The 17,817-nt window shown below is 62.2% G+C and carries 13 protein-coding genes; all 13 read right to left on the reverse strand.

The genetic code is table 11. The features are described 5' to 3' along the window. Positions 1–9: 9 nt before the first annotated feature. Positions 10–978, reverse strand: a complete 969-nt coding sequence (gene nuoH, locus ACTG2J_RS08760; RefSeq protein ID WP_005337244.1) for an NADH-quinone oxidoreductase subunit NuoH — start codon at positions 976–978, stop codon at positions 10–12. Then, positions 975–3,731 (reverse strand): NADH-quinone oxidoreductase subunit NuoG, encoded by a 2,757-nt coding sequence (gene nuoG / locus ACTG2J_RS08765; RefSeq protein ID WP_201990235.1) that lies wholly within the window; start codon positions 3,729–3,731, stop codon positions 975–977. Before nuoG ends, nuoH begins: the two co-directional genes overlap by 4 nt. A gap of 41 nt (positions 3,732–3,772) precedes the next feature. After that, complete coding sequence (gene nuoF / locus ACTG2J_RS08770; protein WP_201990233.1) at positions 3,773–5,158, reverse strand: NADH-quinone oxidoreductase subunit NuoF; 1,386 nt, start codon at positions 5,156–5,158, stop codon at positions 3,773–3,775. Further along, complete coding sequence (gene nuoE / locus ACTG2J_RS08775) at positions 5,155–5,697, reverse strand: NADH-quinone oxidoreductase subunit NuoE (protein WP_439988759.1); 543 nt, start codon at positions 5,695–5,697, stop codon at positions 5,155–5,157. Before nuoE ends, nuoF begins: the two co-directional genes overlap by 4 nt. An 80-nt stretch (positions 5,698–5,777) precedes the next feature. Beyond that, positions 5,778–7,583, reverse strand: coding sequence for an NADH-quinone oxidoreductase subunit C/D (gene nuoC, locus ACTG2J_RS08780; protein ID WP_005337234.1), 1,806 nt, complete (start codon positions 7,581–7,583; stop codon positions 5,778–5,780). Between the two features lie 2 nt (positions 7,584–7,585). Further along, positions 7,586–8,260, reverse strand: coding sequence for a NuoB/complex I 20 kDa subunit family protein (locus tag ACTG2J_RS08785; RefSeq protein WP_005344917.1), 675 nt, complete (start codon positions 8,258–8,260; stop codon positions 7,586–7,588). Positions 8,261–8,289: 29 nt separating this feature from the next. Next, a complete protein-coding gene (locus ACTG2J_RS08790) occupies positions 8,290–8,694 on the reverse strand; it encodes an NADH-quinone oxidoreductase subunit A (RefSeq protein ID WP_005344919.1) in 405 nt (134 codons plus the stop codon). 100 nt (positions 8,695–8,794) lie between these two features. After that, on the reverse strand, positions 8,795–9,031 hold the full coding sequence (locus ACTG2J_RS08795) for a hypothetical protein (protein ID WP_162628470.1): 237 nt from the start codon (positions 9,029–9,031) through the stop codon (positions 8,795–8,797). A 41-nt stretch (positions 9,032–9,072) separates the two neighbouring features. Continuing rightward, the gene (locus tag ACTG2J_RS08800; RefSeq protein ID WP_113740624.1) at positions 9,073–9,642 is read right to left on the reverse strand and encodes a DUF1566 domain-containing protein; all 570 of its coding nucleotides are present in this window, start codon (positions 9,640–9,642) and stop codon (positions 9,073–9,075) included. A 13-nt stretch (positions 9,643–9,655) separates the two neighbouring features. After that, positions 9,656–11,095, reverse strand: coding sequence for a DUF1566 domain-containing protein (locus tag ACTG2J_RS08805; protein WP_439988758.1), 1,440 nt, complete (start codon positions 11,093–11,095; stop codon positions 9,656–9,658). A gap of 59 nt (positions 11,096–11,154) precedes the next feature. Beyond that, positions 11,155–13,602 carry a proprotein convertase P-domain-containing protein gene (locus ACTG2J_RS08810; RefSeq protein ID WP_439988756.1) on the reverse strand — a complete coding sequence of 816 codons (2,448 nt, stop codon included), beginning with the start codon at positions 13,600–13,602 and terminating at the stop codon, positions 11,155–11,157. Continuing rightward, positions 13,599–15,605 carry a prolyl oligopeptidase family serine peptidase gene (locus ACTG2J_RS08815; protein WP_439988754.1) on the reverse strand — a complete coding sequence of 669 codons (2,007 nt, stop codon included), beginning with the start codon at positions 15,603–15,605 and terminating at the stop codon, positions 13,599–13,601. The genes ACTG2J_RS08810 and ACTG2J_RS08815 overlap by 4 nt, the downstream gene beginning before the upstream one ends. Beyond that, the gene (locus ACTG2J_RS08820) at positions 15,605–17,743 is read right to left on the reverse strand and encodes a TonB-dependent hemoglobin/transferrin/lactoferrin family receptor (RefSeq protein ID WP_439997398.1); all 2,139 of its coding nucleotides are present in this window, start codon (positions 17,741–17,743) and stop codon (positions 15,605–15,607) included. Before ACTG2J_RS08820 ends, ACTG2J_RS08815 begins: the two co-directional genes overlap by 1 nt. Positions 17,744–17,817 lie beyond the last annotated feature (74 nt).

A 17,817-nucleotide genomic window follows, 5' to 3' on the forward strand; every position in this document is an offset into this window, starting at 1 on the left:
TTGAGTGCCTCACTGCGTACTTATCAGTACAACTGCCGCGGTGACCAGCATATTGATCAGGGTCAGCGGCAAGCAGACTTTCCAGCCAAACGACATCACCTGGTCAAAGCGCGGGCGAGGCAGGGAGGCCCGCAGCAGGATGAAGAACACCATGAAACAGGCGGTCTTCAGGGCAAACCAGATGAAGGGGGGCAGCCAGGGGCCGTGCCAGCCACCGAAGAAGAGGGTCACGATGAGCGAGGAGATCAGCACGATGCCGATATATTCGCCCACGAAGAAGAGACCCCACTTCATCCCCGCATACTCGATGTGATAGCCATCGGCGAGCTCCTGCTCGGCTTCTGGTTGATCGAACGGGTGACGGTGGGTGACGGCGACACCGGCAAACAAGAAGGTGACAAAGCCCAGGATCTGGGGCACCACGTTCCACAAGTCTGCCTGTGCCTCGACGATATCCCGTAGGTTGAAGCTGCCGGTCTGGATCACAATCCCCATCAGGGATAGCCCGAGAAACACCTCGTAGGAGAGGGTCTGGGCCGAGGCGCGCAAGCTGCCGAGCAATGAGTATTTGTTGTTGCTCGACCAGCCGGCGAACAGCACCGCATAGACCGCCAGCCCCGCGATGGCCAGGATGTAGAGCAGCCCCACATTGAGATCCGCCACGCCCCAGGTGGGGGTGATGGGCACCACCGCAAACGCCAGAATAAAGGCAGTGAAGGCGATGATGGGGGCCAGGATAAAGATCCGTCGATCAGCGAACGGCGGGATCCAGTCCTCCTTGAAGAACATCTTGATCATGTCGGCGGCCAGCTGGAGCAGACCAAACGGCCCCACCCGGTTGGGGCCGTAGCGATCCTGCCACAGGGCCAGCAGACGGCGCTCGATGAAGCTCATGAAGGCGCCAGCCCCCACGATCCCCACCAGCACGATCAGTGCCTTGCCCACCTCCAGCAACAGATCGATCAGCGACTCGCTCATGCGATCACCTCCTGCAGGTTAGTGATTGAGGCTTGTTGCAGGGCCGTCGGCAGGCCGTTCACCCCAAGGGGGAGCCCCACCAGACCGGCGCTCAGCTGCTCGCTAAGCCGCAGACGCAGTTGCCAGTGGCTCCCGCCCCAGGAGAAGGAGACCTGACTGCCCCCGTGGAGGGCCAGACGCTGCGCATCAAGGGGATTGAGCACCAGCTCGGGTTCGTTCATCCGGGCCTGAATGACCGGGCTGCGGGCCGACAGCTCCTCGCCGCCAAACAGCTGGGCATAATTGACCACTTGCAGCGCCTCTGCGGCCTTGAAGGGGGCGGGGATGGTGGTGAACCAGCCGAGCAGCGCCTTGCCTTCTGCCTGCGGGTCTGTTGCTTCCAGCAGACGGCGACCCGGATCGCCAGCACGCAGTTTACCACCCACTTCATCCTGGAACTTGTTCCAGGCGGAGGGAGAGTTCCAGCCCGGCGCCCAGGCGAACGGTACTTGCGGCAGCGGCTGACGGGCTCCGGCATACCCTTCCATGGAGAAGTTGAAGGGGGAGTCGGGATCTTGCGCTACCCGCGGCTCGCTGACGTTCTGATCCGCCAGCATGGAGGTGCGACCGCTGTAACGATGCGGCTCACGGGCCAGTCGCATGCCACGGATCCGCAAGCCTGCATTGGGCGCCGCTTCCAGCATGGTAGCCAGCAGCGGATTGCTGGTGGCGCAGTCATGGTTGACCTGGTCGAAGTTCTGCCAGCGCAGCGGCTTGCGTTCGATCGCCCCTTGCAGCGCCGCCAGCCAGCGCCACCCTTCACGCACCTGAATATCGGCGTTGTAAAAGGCGGGTGCATAGACCTGGAAGAAGCGCTGGGCGCGCCCTTCCATGTTCACCAGCGTGCCATCGGCCTCGGCAAAACTGGCCGCTGGCAGCACCAGATCAGCCTTGTTGGCGGTCGGGGTTGCCTGATGGTCGATGACCAGCAGGTGCTGCAGCCGTGCCAGTGCAGCATCCACCCGGTTGCGCGGCGCGCGGCGGTAGAGATCGTTCTCCAGGGTGACCAGTGCCAACCCCTCTTCGGACTCGATACGCGCAAGGGCGGCTTCGAGCGACTTGTCTGACAAGGTTTGAGCGCCCAGCATGGCCAGCCCCAGCGAGTTGGCCTCCTGGCCAACCAGCGCGATGCTTACCTCCTGAGCTCGACCTTTCAGGGCGCGGGCAATGTTGCTGGCCGCCTCGATCAGCGCCACGTCACGGGCACTGGAGCCTGCAATGATGAGCGGCTTCTTGGCGTTGCCGAGCAGCTCGGCCCAGCGAGTCGCTTGTGCCTGCTGCTCGGGGCAGAGGTCGGCCACGGCCGGTGCACTCGGGTCGAGCAGGTTGGCGATGGCAAAGCCAAGGCGCGCCTGATCGGCATAGGGGGCATGCAGCTTGTCGGCCGCCACATCGTCCAGACGGGTGGTGTCGAGGCTGGTGATGAGCAGCGGGTAGCGCTCGTTCTGACCCAGGGTCTGAACGGCGGCGACTTGCCACAGATCGACCTTCATCTTGCGGGCCAGCTCGCGAGCCTTGCCCTTGACGGCTTGGCGCAGCGCCAACGCGATACGGGCTGCGCTCATGGTGACATCTTCGCCGAGCAGCAGAATGGCGTCAGTCTCTTCCATGTCCCGCAGGCTCGGAGTCGGCACGCCGCCCTGTTGCAGGATCTGCAGCATCTTCAGCTGACAGGCCCATTCGGCCTGCTCGACGCCTGCGTAGAAGTTGTCTTCACCCACCAGCTCGCGCAGGGCAAAGTTGCTCTCCAGCGAGGCGCGGGGCGAGCCGATGCCGATGAGGCCGCGGGCCGTGCGCAGGGCATCGGCGGTGCGGTTGAGGGCACCATCGACTGTGATGGTCAGCTGGTCGTTGCCATCTTTGAGCAGCGGTTGGCGCGGGCGGTCGGCCAGATTGACGTAGCCATAGCCAAAGCGGCCACGGTCACAGAGGAAGTAGTGGTTGACGCTGCCGTGGAAGCGGTTTTCGATGCGGCGCAGCTCGCCATAACGCTCGCCCGGACTGATGTTGCAGCCCACGGAGCATTGTTGGCAGATGCTGGGGGCAAATTGCATGTCCCACTTGCGGTTGTAACGTTTGGAGTGGGTCTTGTCGGTGAAGACGCCGGTGGGGCAGACCTCCACCAGGTTGCCGGAAAATTCACTCTCCAGGGTGCCATCCTCGACCCGCCCGAAATAGACGTTGTCGTGGGCACCGTAGACCCCGAGATCCTCGCCACCGGCATAATCCTTGTAGTAACGGACGCAGCGGTAGCAGGCGATACAGCGGTTCATCTCGTGACCGATGAAGGGGCCCAGCTCCTGATTCTGGTGGGTGCGTTTGGTGAAACGGTAGCGACGGCTGTTGTGGCCTGTCATCACCGTCATATCCTGCAGGTGGCAGGCGCCGCCCTCTTCACACACCGGGCAGTCGTGGGGGTGGTTGGTCATCAACCACTCCACCACGCTCTTGCGAAATTCTTTAGCCTCTTCATCCTCGATGGCGATGTAGCTGCCATCGGTGGCCGGGGTCATGCAGGACATGACCAGACGGCCGCGTTTGTCATCGGCATTTTGATACTGTTTCACCGCACACTGGCGGCAGGCGCCAACGCTACCCAGCGCCGGGTGCCAGCAGAAGTAGGGGACGTCCAGACCCAGCGACAGACAGGCTTGCAGCAGGTTATCTGCCCCGTCTACCTCGTACTCTTTGCCGTCTACATAAATGGTTGCCATACAACTTCCCTGAAACCTGTTTTGTGAAATCTGTGGTGTCGTTACCAGCGCTCGCCCAGCAGATTGGGCTGGATCCCTTTGACCGGCTTGCGGTTATCACCGCTGCCTTTGATCCCGGCCTCAAATTCGGAGCGGAAATATTTGATGGCGCTGGCCAGCGGCTCGACGGCGCCCGGTGCGTGGGCGCAGAAGGTCTTGCCCGGGCCAAGGAAACCGCAGAGTTGCTCCAGGGTCGCCAGATCGCCGGATTGCCCTTCGCCACGCTCCAGTGCCCGCAGCAGCTTGACGCTCCAGGGCAGGCCGTCGCGGCAGGGCGTGCACCAGCCACACGACTCGCGGGCGAAGAACTCCTCCATGTTGCGCAGCAGGGAGACCATGCTGATGGAGTCATCCACCGCCATGGCGAGGCCAGTCCCCATCCGGGTACCTACCTTGCCGATACCGGCGGTATACATCTGGGCATCGAGGTGCTCCGGCAGCAGGAAGCCGGTGCCCGCGCCGCCCGGTTGCCAGGCTTTCAGGCGATAGCCGCTCTTCATGCCGCCGGCGTAATTTTCAAACAGCTCGCGGGCGGTGATGCCAAAGGGCAGCTCCCAGACCCCGGGGTTGTTCACCTTGCCGGAGAAGCCCATCAGCTTGGTGCCGTGATCTTCCGAGCCCGGCAGCGCCAGCCCGTGATACCAGGCGACCCCGTTGCCGATGATGGCGGGGACGTTGCAGAGGGTTTCGACGTTGTTGACGCAGGTGGGTTTGCCCCAGACGCCGGAGACGGCGGGGAAGGGGGGCTTGGCGCGCGGGTTGGCGCGGCGCCCTTCCAGCGAGTTGATCAGCGCCGTCTCTTCACCACAGATGTAGCGACCGGCACCGGTGTGGACGAACAGCTCGAAATCAAAACCCGAGCCCAAGATGTTTTTGCCCAGCAGACCGGCGGCCTTGGCCTCTTCCACCGCCCGGCGCAGGTGGATGGCGGCATCCACATACTCGCCACGCAGGAAGATGTAGCCGCGATAGGCCTTGAGCGCACGGGCCGAGATGATCATTCCCTCGATCAGCAGATGGGGCAGTTGCTCCATCAGCAGGCGATCTTTCCAGGTGTTGGGCTCCATCTCGTCGGCGTTGCAGAGCAGGTAACGGATGTTCATGCTCTCGTCTTTGGGCATCAGCCCCCACTTCACACCAGTGGGGAAGCCCGCACCGCCGCGTCCCTTGAGACCGGCATCCTTGACGGTGCTGACGATCTCGTCCGGGCTCATCTGGCCGAGCGCCTTGCGGGCGGCGTCATAGCCCTGTTTGGCCTGATACTCCTCCAGCCACACCGGCTGGCCGTCATCCCGCAGCCGCCAGGTCAGCGGATGGGTCTCGGGGGCACGCGGGGTGCGATTGGCGGTGCCAAGAGAGGCGAGGATTTTGTTTTGCGGCAGGCTCATGGGTAAGCCTCCAGCGTTTTCAGCAAGGTCACCGGATCGAGGCCGCCATAGGTGTCGTCATCGATCATGATCGCAGGCCCCTTGTCGCAGTTGCCAAGGCAGCAGACCGGCAGCAGGGTGAAGCGGCCATCCGGGGTGGTTTGACCGGGGCCGAGGTTCATCACCTCCTTGAGACCGGCCAGCAGATCTTCATGGCCATTGATGTAGCAGACCATGCTGTCGCAGACGCGGATGATGTGACGCCCTACCGGCTGGCGGAAGATCTGGCTATAGAAGGTGGCAACCCCCTCCACGTCGCTGGCGGGAATGCCGAGCTCGGACGCGATGGCATGAATGGCGCCGTCGGGAACCCAGCCTCTGGCCTGTTGCACGATCTTGAGCGCTTCGATGCTGGCGGCGCGGGGATCTTCGTAGTGGTGTTTCTCGCGTTCGATGGCATCGCGTTCAGCCTGGCTCAGAACGAAGTCGTCCTGTTTGCTGCTGCATGCCCCTTGCCCCTGTGGGGTCTGATTATTGTGACACTGACATTGCTGGCTCATGACTTGACCTTTGGTGGCTTGTCCTTTTACTGCTCGTCCGGCGATCCCAATTCCCGGCCATGGCCGGGAGGGCGGATCACTTAACGGTCCACATCCGACATAACAAAATCGATACTGCCCAGATAGACGATGAGGTCCGACACCATGCTGCCCTTAATCACCGAGGGGATCTGCTGCAGGTGAGCAAAGCTCGGGGTGCGGATCCGGGTCCGGTAGCTCATGGTGGAGCCGTCACTGGTCAGGTAGTAACTGTTGACCCCCTTGGTCGCCTCAATCATCTGGAACGACTCGGCAGCGGGCATCACCGGGCCCCAAGACACTTGCAGGAAGTGGTTGATCAGGGTCTCGATGTGCTGCAGGGTGCGCTCTTTGGGCGGCGGGGTGGTGAGGGGGTGATCTGCCTTGAAGGGGCCCTCCGGCATGTTCTTCATGCACTGCTCGATGATCGACATGCTCTGGCGGATCTCCTCGATCCGCACGGTGGCTCTGTCGTAGGCATCGCCATTGCTGCCGACCGGCACTTCAAAGTCGAACTGATCGTAACCGGAGTAGGGGCGCCACTTGCGTATGTCGAAGTTGAGGCCGGTGGCGCGCAATCCGGCACCCGTGGTGCCCCAGGACAACGCCTGCTCGGTGGTGTAGGCAGAGACGCCTATGGTTCGACCCCGCAGTATGCTGTTGCGCATCGCCGCTTTTTCGTAATCCATCAGCCGCTTGGGCAGCCAGCTCAGCAGGTTGTCCTGCACCAGCCGTTGCCATCCCTTCGGCAGGTCGTGGGCCACACCGCCGATGCGGAACCAGGCCGGGTGCATGCGGGCACCGGTGATCGCTTCGATGATGGTGTAGATCTTCTGCCGATCGGTGAAGGTGAAGAAGACCGGGGTCATGGCCCCCACGTCCTGGATATAGGTACCGAGGAACAAGAGGTGGCTCTGGATGCGGAACAGCTCCGCCATCATCACCCGGATCATGTCGACCCGCTGGGGCACCTTGATGCCGGCCAGCTTCTCGACCGCCAGCACGTAGGGGAGGTTGTTCATCACCCCGCCCAGATACTCGACCCGGTCGGTATAGGGAATGTAGCTGTGCCAGGACTGGCGCTCGCCCATCTTTTCGGCACCGCGATGGTGGTAGCCGATATCGGGCACACAGTTACGGATCTCCTCGCCATCGAGCTGCAACACCAACCGGAAGGCGCCGTGGGCAGAGGGGTGGTTGGGGCCGAGGTTCAAGAACATGTAGTCCTCGTTCTCGTTGCCGCGGGCTAGGCCCCACTCTTCCGGTTTGAACAGCAGGTTCTCCTGCTCCATGTCCTGTTTGGCGGCATCGAGCATGAAGGGATCGAATTCGGTGGCGCGCGCCGGGTAATCCTTGCGCAGCGGGTGACCCTGCCAGCTCTTGGGCATCATGATGCGGGTCAGATGGGGATGGCCATCGAAGGTGATGCCCATCAGATCCCACACTTCCCGCTCGTACCAATTGGCATTGGGGAAGTGGTTGGTGATGGTGGGCAGATGCAGGTCACTTTCGGCCAGCGCCACTTTCAACATCACATCGGCGTTACGGTCGATGGAGATGAGGTGATAGAAGACGGTGAAATCGCTCTGGGGCAGACCGTCGCGATGGCTGCGCAGCCGCTCGTCAGTCGCACTCAGATCGAAGAGCATCACGAACGGGGAGGGCACCTTGCGCAAAAAGCCCATCACATCCTGCAGCAGTTCGCGGGGAAGCCAGACCACCGGCACGCCGGTGCGCGTGGTCTGCACGGTGAAGTGCTCGGCCCCGAAGTGGGCAAACAGTTCGCCAATGACTTTGGCATCCTTGTGGTCGCTGGGCTGCCACTGGGCCATGGCGTAATTGCTGGGAAAATCACGAGTCAGTTTCATGGTCAGATCTCATCCGGCGTGCGCAGGTTGGTCACATTGATCCGTTCGCCGCGCTTGCGCTCTTTTTCGGCCTGCATCTGGGGACGGTAGATCCCCTGATCGCCCACCACCCAGGAGAGGGGGCGGCGTTCTTTGCCGATGGAGTCCTGCAGCAGCATTAGGGCTTGTAAAAAGGCTTCGGGACGGGGCGGGCAACCCGGAATGTAGACGTCGACCGGCAGGAACTTGTCCACCCCCTGCACCACGGAATAGATGTCATACATGCCGCCGGAGTTGGCGCAGGCCCCCATGGAGATCACCCACTTGGGTTCGAGCAGCTGTTCATACAGGCGCTGGATGACTGGCGCCATCTTGATGAAGGGGGTCCCTGCAATCACCATGAAGTCGGCCTGACGGGGCGAGGCTCGGATAACTTCGGCGCCGAAGCGGGCCACATCGTGGGGGGAGGTGAAGGCGGTACACATCTCCACGTAGCAGCAGGAGATGCCGAAGTTGTAAGGCCAGAGGGAGTTTTTGCGGCCCCAGTTGACAGTGTCTTGCAGCACCTCCTCGAGGCGGCCCATCATGATGCCGCGCGTCGCTTCTTGCGCCAGTGGGTCATCGACGGTCTGGCGCTGCTCCTGGGGGTAGCGCTCAACGGGTGCATCCGGGTCAATCCGGGTCAGGGTGTACTTCATGGTGCAACCTCAAGGAAAGGGTCTGTGGTTCAATCACTGTTTTTGTTGTTCAACTGCGGTTTGCGCGGTGACCAGTCCAGTGCGCCGATGCGCCAGAGGTAGATCAGGCCGATAAGCAGCAGTCCGATGAAAATGGTGGCTTCAATAAAGCCGACCCAGCCGCTCTCCCGCACGGAAACAGACCAGGCAAACAGGTAGAGCGCCTCGACGTCGAAGATGACGAAGAACATGGCGACCAGATAGAACTTGGCGGAAAAACGCAGGCGGGCACTGCCGACCGAGTCGACACCAGATTCAAATGGCTTGTTCTTGGTGCGGCCGTAGGCACGACCTCCCAGCAGGGCAGCGAGGCCTATCATCACCAGACAGATGGTGATGGCACCGATGACATAAATGGCAAAAGCCCAATGTTGAGCAGAAATATCAGCAAACATAGAGGTTTTTCCTAACCAAATTAATCAAGCGACTTAACAATAATGTTACGCATTATGACACTTTCGCACTGATTTACATGTCATTTTTACGGGTTAATTATTAATCGGTTAACCGGTAATTAAATTTTGTTAAGAAGCGCACTTTTTTGTTGGTTATGGCGGGCGAGAAAGGCCTGGAAAGCGCAGAGAGCTGCTCCTCGTCATCACCTGAAAGGGGTAAATGCCGCGGGCGAAGCCGGATCAGGTCGGTATCGCGGGCAGGGGGCACTGGCGGGAGAAGAGCGTGATGGCGGGTGAGATAGGGGGTGGCAAGAGCAATAAAAAGAGAGGCTTTCAAGCCTCTCCTGTCATCGCGTTCCGGTTTCGAGCGTGGGGCGGTCAGGGTTTATTGGCGACCAGCAAGACCTGATCCGGGTAGGCGCCAATGGCGCGAAGACCGATATCTCCCGAGGTGATATCCAGATACGCCCGCTGACCATTGGCGGAGGTTACCGTGCTGCTCATCAGATAGACATAGCCCTCATTGACCTCTTTACCGCCCCCCGCCATGGCACGCGGGAAAATGGCTTCATTGAGAGAGGGCTTGTAGCAGGCATGCTCGACCAGGGTCGCCAGCTCCTTGATGTCGGGCAGACGCCACTGGCTGATACCGCCGAAGTGATAGAGAGCATGACTGCTGTCACTGCGGATCCGCTCCGCCACTTGCAGCCCCTGCTGCCAGTAGTAAACGGTCGGTTCCCCCAGGCAACTGCTGCCACTCCATGTCTGCCCCAGTTTGCATCGCATCCAGGTGAGGCCGGTGTGTTGATCCGTGACGGTGCCGTTGCCATGGTCAAGAAAACGGGCAGAGGGGGCGGTGCGATCCATGGTGTCATCACAAATGGCAGCACCGTGGGCCAGGGGGGCCAGCAGTGCCATCATGGCGAACGAAAAGCGATAAAGGCTCATGATATTCCTCGGATTATTGGGGAGTAGCGACCAGTCGTACCTGCATCAGCTCGATATAGGTATCTTGCTGCACCAGCGCGGGATAGGTGGTGCCCGCATCTTCTCCCAGGAGCAGGACTGTGCGTTTGCTGATGGGGCCACCGGAGAAGCGCTGAGCTGTGTTGCTGGTGGCGCTCCAGTAGTAGCCATGGTAGGTGTCATCTTCCGAGGGGGCGATATCCGGGAAGTAACGGGTATCCACGATGATGCGTTGACCCAGCGGGTCCTTGGCCAGGCTGCCGTAGTGCATCAGTGACATCAGCTCACCCATGGTGGGCAGCCGCCACTGGCTGATGCCGCAGCGTTGCTCGCCATTGAGCCACTGCTGATACGCGCGGGTGGTCAGCATGGTGGTCAGCGCCTGTGCCCGGGCTAGGGCCGCCAGATCTCCTTCGGCGGTGAGCTGTTCGATCCTCTTATGAATATGCTGGTAGGCCGCTTGCTGCTCGCCTGCGGTCGCCTTGAACTGCTCATCCTCATAGGCAAAGGGTCTGCTTTTCCAGGCCGGGCTCAAGGGATCGTCTGATTTGACCTCCCACACCAGACCGGTATTGAGATCCTTGACGCACTGCCAACTCGGCGCGTTGTCAGGGAGCGCCTGACCGCGATCATCGAGTTTGCGATAGGTAAGTTGGGGACGAGTGCGATTCCAGCTGGCATCTTGTCCCGGATAGTCGTCGGGCTCCTGCTCCAGCAGCGGGTCGTTGCCATCGCTGAAGGTGGTGACACCGGTGACGGTCAGCAGGTTGCGTGGCTGCTGCTGCACCAGCAGGGTCAGTAGCTCGCTTTGGGTCTCTTCGGCAAACTGGCCGTTGCGCTGCCACTCCTGAGCCAATTGCGCCAGCATCAGGCTGATGGCGCGATAGCTGGTGGTGAGCAACTGGGTCTCCTTGGCGGTGGCAAGGCGTGTGCGGGCCTGTTGCTGCAAGCTGATCGCCACCTGCTGTAGCGCCTGATCAAACTGTCCTAGACCTGCGAGGGCTGCGCGGTCGCTGCCCGGTTGCAGCGGCGCGAGATCGGTCAGCAGCTGCGTCAGTGCGCGATCGGCGGCCACCCCTTCGGCAACGCGGCTCTGCCACAGGGTGCTGAGCAGGGTCGGTTGTAGCCGTTGTGGATCCCCTTTGGCGGCCGGATGTGCCAGCAGCAGGCCTCCGCTCCTCGGTACGAACAGCAGGGGCGAGTTGACGATGTTGGCCGAACGGCTGACCAGGGCCACAACTCCTTCGCCGCTGACGGCAGGGTCGGCAGGATCACATTGCCAGTTCTGATCCAGATCGGCGCACAGGGTACCGGCGGTTGGCAGGGCGACATCGACCCGGTAGTCCGGGATCGCCAGTGGTGCGTTATCTTCCCCGCCGCCACAGGCGCTGAGCAGGGCTGAGAGGGTTGCAATAACCAGTACGGATGGTTTCACTTCACATTCCTTGATTCGGTCACAGGTTCACGGGGGCGGTAACCCCCGTGGTACAGGATTCAACGGCGCGGGGTGCTCCGGTGCCAGAGGCGGGGCCAGAGGGCCAGCAACAGCAGCAGGGGGGAAGTCGTGCCGCCACCCCCTTCATCCTGCTCAAGGGGAATGATGCCGGTGTTGGGCAGGGCTTCATCCTTGTCGCAGCGGGCGCCGACTTGCTGGGCTACCCGCCAGTTGCGCAACTGACCGGTGTCACCGGCGCTGGTGTCGTTGATCTCCAGCAGCCAGCGGCCAGCAAGCGGTTCACCGTGCAGCTTATCGAGTGATTCGAACGGTACCAGTTCACGGGGGAACTCCCCCTTGAGCCGGGTATGGCTGGCGTAACCCTTGTTCCACAGGCTGATCCGGGTGCCGTAAGGGGAGGTGAGCCAGATCTCCAGCTGCTCCAGTTTGCTGTGCTCCAGATCGAGGGCGACCACGAATCCGCTGTCGATACGGGCCTTGCTCTCGGGCAGGGTGAGAGTGAAGCGGGACAGGCCGTGCCGTTCATCGCTCACCGCATCCTTGATCTGGCCACCCTGGCCGATGGCCCGCTGCCAGAGCGGTTCACCGATCGGCAGTTGCAGGTCAAGACGGGTCTGGCGCTCGGTGGGGCTGGGCAGGGTGAGCTGGAACTGCAGCGGCAAGGTGACTGCCTCGCCACAGGTCAGGTTGCTCGCCGCTTCCAGCGGCAGGGTCCAGCGGGCGGTGCCATCGGCGTTGAGCTCTCCTTGCCAGTGACCATCACCCATGAGCCCCTTGGTCGGGAGCAGGCTGGCGTCAGCCACGGTCAGGGGGCGGCCGCTCTGGTTGGTCAATTCGATGGCGAGGCTCTTTTTCTCCCCGGGCAACAGGTAGCTGTCATCGGCAAGGCGGGCCGCGATGGGCGTGGGCAGCAGGGCGTGGTGGCGGAAGGCCTGCTCCAGCAGCTTGCCATAACTGCGATCCGGATAGAGGCGGTTGGCGGTATCCACGGTGACCCGCGCCAACTGGGGCATCCGCACCTGCGGGCCGAGGCCGAAGTGGGATTCAATCAGCAGGGTATCGAACTCGTCACGGGCTACCTCGCCATACTGTTCAACAGCCTGGCGCAGCGCGGTGAAGAGCGGGGTGCCCCACAGCTGGTCGCCGTTGCTGCCGTTGATGGTGAGGTGAGCCGGATAGAGGAAGCCTGGATGATAGCGCGCCCGCAGATCATCGAGCTGACGGGGCGTCCGGCCGCTGATCCTGGCATCCCAGTTGAAGACCATGAAAGGCTCGAACTGGCGAGCCTCTGGACTACGCTGGCGCCAGCTGGCGGCCAGATAGTCGCTAAAGCCCTCGCCGATGGCGCCCCAGTCACCCTCGTCTCCCATGTCGGGCAGGATATGGTGCTGCACCGCATGGCCAAATTCGTGCCAGATCACCATGGGATCTTCCGCGTCGGGCACCCCTATCCGGCCAATCTCCAACCGGCGCAGGAAGGGGTCATAGAGAGAGTTGTCCTGCTCCCCGGCATCGGTATCGATGGCCAGGGGGCCGCCCATCAGTGTTGGGTAGCCCAGGGATTCCACATGGCGCTGGGCCAGATCCAGATGGTAGTAGCCATTGATATCGAGGAAGGCGGGCTGCTGGTGATCCAGCTGGAAGCCATCGGCATCAGGGCTGCTAAAGGGGGCAGTTTCCGGCGCCGTACCATCCACAACCCGGGCGCGAGGGCCACTCAGCTGGTAGGTGTCATCCACCTTTTGTACCGTGAGCGGCACGGTGCGATAGGCCCCGTTGTCCAGCACCAGATCGTGGCGCCACAGCAAATTGCCATCTTGCAGCTGAGTGCGTGGGTCGAGGGCAAAGATGCGGGCCTGCACCGTGGCCGTTTCCCCTGCCAGCGGTGCCGCTTCGGCACGGCTGTTGGCCTCTTGCAGCGTGCGCCCCAGCAGGGCGTTGCCATCGCAGGTGACAAACAGTTGCCAGTGGCTGCTTTTGCTGTTGCCCGGCTGGCTTTCCACCGCCAGCAGGCGCCAGGCCGCAGTCAGTGTGTCGCCATCCTGCCAGTACCACGGCTGGGCTTCGTCACTGCCGGCGAATTGCCACACTGTACCATCCAGCGTGGCGGTATAGGCATCCACCCCGGCGCGGCTTGCTTCATCACATGGCGTCGCCTGTGCCTGCATCAGTCGGGTATTGTGATAAAGGCGCCACGGGCGACCCTGCTCATCGAGACTGACGGCGGCCATCAGGCCGGCGATCGGTGCGCCATTGAGCTGCTGACGATAATGCAGATAGTGGCCCAGCTTGCCTTGGCGCTGATAGGCCGGGGCATCACTCAGGGTGATGCCGAGCTGCTGTTCGAGCCAGAGGCGGGGATCGGCCGGGGCGTCCTGTTCGACAAAACGCAGTTCGGCGGCCTCGGTGGCAAAGCCAGCCAGCCCCAGCAAGAGGGCGGGCAACAGGGGTTTCATAGTGGTACTCCCAATCAGCGGCAGGGTCATTGATTGATCCCCGCCAGATGCAACAAGAAGGCAAATTCACGAGCCCGATCGCCACCACCGGCGCGGTGGCCTCCCTCCAGTTCGGTCAGCAGCAGGTAGGGGCCGGAGCCCGTGCTGTGCTCCCGCAGGCGGGCCAGCCACTTGACCGGCTCCCAGTAGGGCACCTGGCTGTCGTGCAGGGCGGTAGTGACCAGCAGGGGCGGGTAGGGGGCGCGGTGCAGGTTGTCGTAGGGGCTGATGCGGCGCATCGCCTGATACTCTGCGGGCTTGGCCGGATTGCCCCACTCCTGATACTCCTGACGGGTCAAGGGGAGGGCAGGATCGCTCATGGTGCCGAGCATATCGACGAAGGGAACCTGCAACACGGCGCCGCTAAAGAGTGTCGGTTGCTGGTTGAGGGCCGCAGCAACCAGCGTGCCCCCCGCGCTGCCCCCCATGGCAAACAGGGGCAGGGGAGCAGAGTCGGGCGACCAGTGGCGCAGGGCGTGACCGGCTGCGATAAAGTCGCTGATGCCGTTCTGCTTGTGGATGCCCCGTCCGTCGCGGGTCCACTGCTCCCCCAGCATGCCGCCGCCGCGCACATGGGCGATGGCGTAGACAAAGCCCCGATCCAGCAGGCTTAACAGCTCTTTCTGGTAGTAGGGGCGCATCGGCGTGCCATAGGCGCCATAGCCGTAGAGCAGTACGGCGCGAGGGGCCAGATCCTTGCGCCATACCAGCGAGACAGGCACCCGGGTGCCATCGTCGGAGGTGACCCAGCGCCGCTCGCTCTGATAGGGCAATCCCTTGTCGTCACCGGTGTGCTGGTCGTTGATCCACTGGCCGCTGTTCAAATCCAGCCAGCGCTGGCCGGGGGGCTGGCTCAAGCCCTGACTGCGCACCAGAATACGGTCGCTGGCCGGGTCATGTTCTCCTTGCAGCCAGCCGGTACCGGCGCCACTGGCCAGCGGCAGGCGCTGGCGTTCATGGCCGTTGCGGTCGAGCAGTGCGAGCCAATCCTCCCCCTGCTGGCGAAACTGCACCACCAGATGGCGATCAAACAGCCGCCACTTGTCGGGATCGCCGAGATCTTCCCCTTTGGCGGGCCACAGACGCTGCCACTCATCGAGCGGCGTGTTGGCTGAATAGAGGGCAAATGCGCCCTCCCGGTTGCTCTTGATCACCCAGCCGGATTGGCTGTCCAGATAGTATTCCACCCCGCGCTGGCGGGGTTTGATCTGCTGCGGCTTGCCCGAGTCGAGCAGGTACTGCTCCGAGCTGTCGTGGTTGTTGCCCTGCAACACCAGATGCTGGCCATCCGTGGTGCGATAGAGGCTGAGCAGCCAGGCGGGATCCTGCTCCTCATAGAGAGTCTGCTCCTGGCCATCCTGCCAGCCGCGCAGCTGCCAGGGGCGCAGGGTGTAGCGCTCGTTGACGATAGTGTAGAGGGTGCGACCATCTTGTGACCAGGCGAGATCAGCGCTGCGCTGCGCCAAACTGGACAGCACCTTGCCGCTCTGGAGATCGAGCAGGGTGACCTGATAGTCGAGATCGCCGCGCCTGTCTTCGGCGATGGCCAGCGTGCGGTTATCCGGGCTCAGGGCCCAGCCGCCCGCTTCGTAATAGCCCTCACCCGCTCTGGCGGGAAGCCGTTGCTGCACCTTGCCCCCGTAGCGTTGCCAGAGTGAGCCATCCGGGCGCAGCAGCCATGCCTGATCGCCGCGGACAAGCCAGTTCTCTGGCACAGATTCCCCCGCCGGATGACGGGCAAACTCGGCGCGCAAGGTTGCCTCCAGCGGCTGCTGCGCGGCGAGTTGCTGCTCGCTCCAGCGATTTTGCTGCTTGAGCAGGGCGAGAATGGCCGGGTTGCTGCGGCTCTCGTCCCGCAACCAGAAGTAGGGATCCTGGCGTACGGGATTGCCTGAAATCAGGTGTGGCTGGGACGGGATCGGGGGTGGCAGGGCCTCTTGCGCCCACGCCAACGGGACGGCCAACAGGGCCGCCATGATTGCATGATGTTTCATCACATCCCCACGAAACGGTAACTGAGGCTGGCTGACAGGTAGTGGCCGCTCTGGCTGTAGAGGGAGGTATCGCTGCCAGCCGGAAGTCCGGCCACATCCTGATAGCGGACGTAGCGGGTATCGAGCAGGTTGCCGATGGTGGCATTGACCTTGAGCGCCTCGGTGATCTGCCAGTCGCCGGTGAGATCCAGACTGAACCAGCCTGCGCTGCTCTGGCAGGCACCGTTGTAGCCAGTCTGCGCATTGGCGCACTGTGGCACCTTGGTCATGGCGGCGGCATAGTTGCCACTGAGCTCAACCCCCCAGTCGAGCTGTTGCCAGCGCAGGGTGGTGTTGCCTTCCAGCGGTGTCTGCGTGCGCAGCGGCTCACCGCGGTGATCCTTGCCATCCATCCAGGCCAGATTGGTCGAAAGCTCCCACTCGTCGCTCAGCCAGAGGCTGGCGGCCAGCTCGGCGCCCCAGGTTTCTGCTTTGGCAACGTTGCGATATTGGCGCAGGAAGACACCGTCATCGAGGCGAAAACCGGTCTGGCGCCAGTCGATGAAGTTGTAGTAGCGGTTGTAGAAAACGGCCGGTTTGACGCTCCAGTTGTCGCTTTGGCCATTCACTCCCCACTCCAGGCTGTGGCTGGTCTCCTCCTTGAGGTTGGGGTTGGCAATGATCTCGAACGGCGGCATGGCAAAGTAGTGAGGAATGTTGCCGTAAACCTGATCGTAAGCGGGGGCGCGGAAGCCGTTGGCATAGCTGAGCCAGCTGCGCCATGTTTCGTTGAAGCGGTAACTGGCCGCCACACTGGGGGAGATGTGGTCGCTGTGGTTCTCGGCCAGATTACTGTCCGGTGCGCGCAGGCGCTGGCGGTCAAAGCGCAGGGTCGGGGTAAACTGCCAGTTGCCCAGATCGATCACATCGCTCAGCCAGATGCCATCGCGGCGGGTTTCGGCCTTGCTGAAGGGGGCTTTCTGTCCCTGGGTGGTGATGCCATCTTCCAGGGTCAGATTGCTGACCGGCCGCTCGTGGTTGGCCTGTTCCAGCTCCACACCGTAGCTGAAGGTGTGATCCAGCGAGCCGGTGCTCAGCTTGCTCTGCAACTCCAGCTCACTGCCAAGGCGCAGCTCCTCGAACGTGGAGAGGGTGCGCTGGCTGCGATATCTGGGATAGCCGCTCAGGGCATCGTTGCGCAGCAGCTGGCGCTGGTTGGCTTCGTTGCGTGACTGGTTGCCAAACAGGCTCCAGTTGAGGGTATCGACCATGCCCAGATCGCTGGCTTCCCAGCTGAACTTGCCGCCCTGGGTGCGCTGATCGCCATCTTCCTGAAAACCGACCACGTCCCAGCTGCCATCGGGTTGGGGCACCGCTTTGGGCCCCATCTGGCGTTTGGCGTGATCCTCGTAGTAGTCCAGCTCCAGCCGCAGAGCGTGATGGGCATTGAGGGGGAGGCGGCTGCTGGTGGAGGCACTCATGCCATCCAAATCAGCCGGAATGCGGTTCTCCTCAAAGTTGGCGGTTTCGTTGCCACGCCAGCCGGAGAGGCGCAACAGATGTTCGCTCTCCAGTGCCCGCACCGCGCCGGTCATGCTGAGCTTCTTCTTGTTGCTGTCGCCACCGTAGAGGGTTTTGGCCGCCAGATAGCTATCTTGCTGTTGCAGATAATCTTCCGGCTGCTTGGTATTCATCACCACTGTGCCGCCGATGGCATCGGAGCCATGCAGGGAGGAGCCGGCCCCCTTGGCCACCTCAATCTGCTTGATGTCATCAAGGTCGAAGTTGAAGCGACCCACCTTGTCATTGATGTTGTCGGCGCCAAAGCCGTCGCTGACGCGCACTCCATCCTTGATCAGCAGGATACGGTTGCCACCGATGCCGCGCACGCTGATGTTTTGCGGTCGCCCGGCAGAGCCGGTGACCGAGACACCGGGGATCTTGCGAAACACATGGGTCAGCTCGCTGGCGACCTGACGGTCCAGCTCTTCCTGGGTGATGACGGTGATGGAGCCGGAAACATCGGAGAGTTTCTGTTGTACCCGTTGCCCGGTGACAATGATGGTGTCGTCGCTGCGCGCCTTCTCCACAGGGGGAAGATAGGCCGCGCCAGCGGAGGCACACAGGAGTGCCGGCCATGCCTGAAGCAGTTTGTTCATAATGATAATTGTTTTTATTTAAGCCTGAAGGGCGGCATTATTGCAGAGGCCTGACCACTTGACAATAAATGGCA

This window comes from Aeromonas sp. 6P (assembly GCF_051919525.1).
GTDB classification, from domain to species: domain Bacteria; phylum Pseudomonadota; class Gammaproteobacteria; order Enterobacterales; family Aeromonadaceae; genus Aeromonas; species Aeromonas veronii.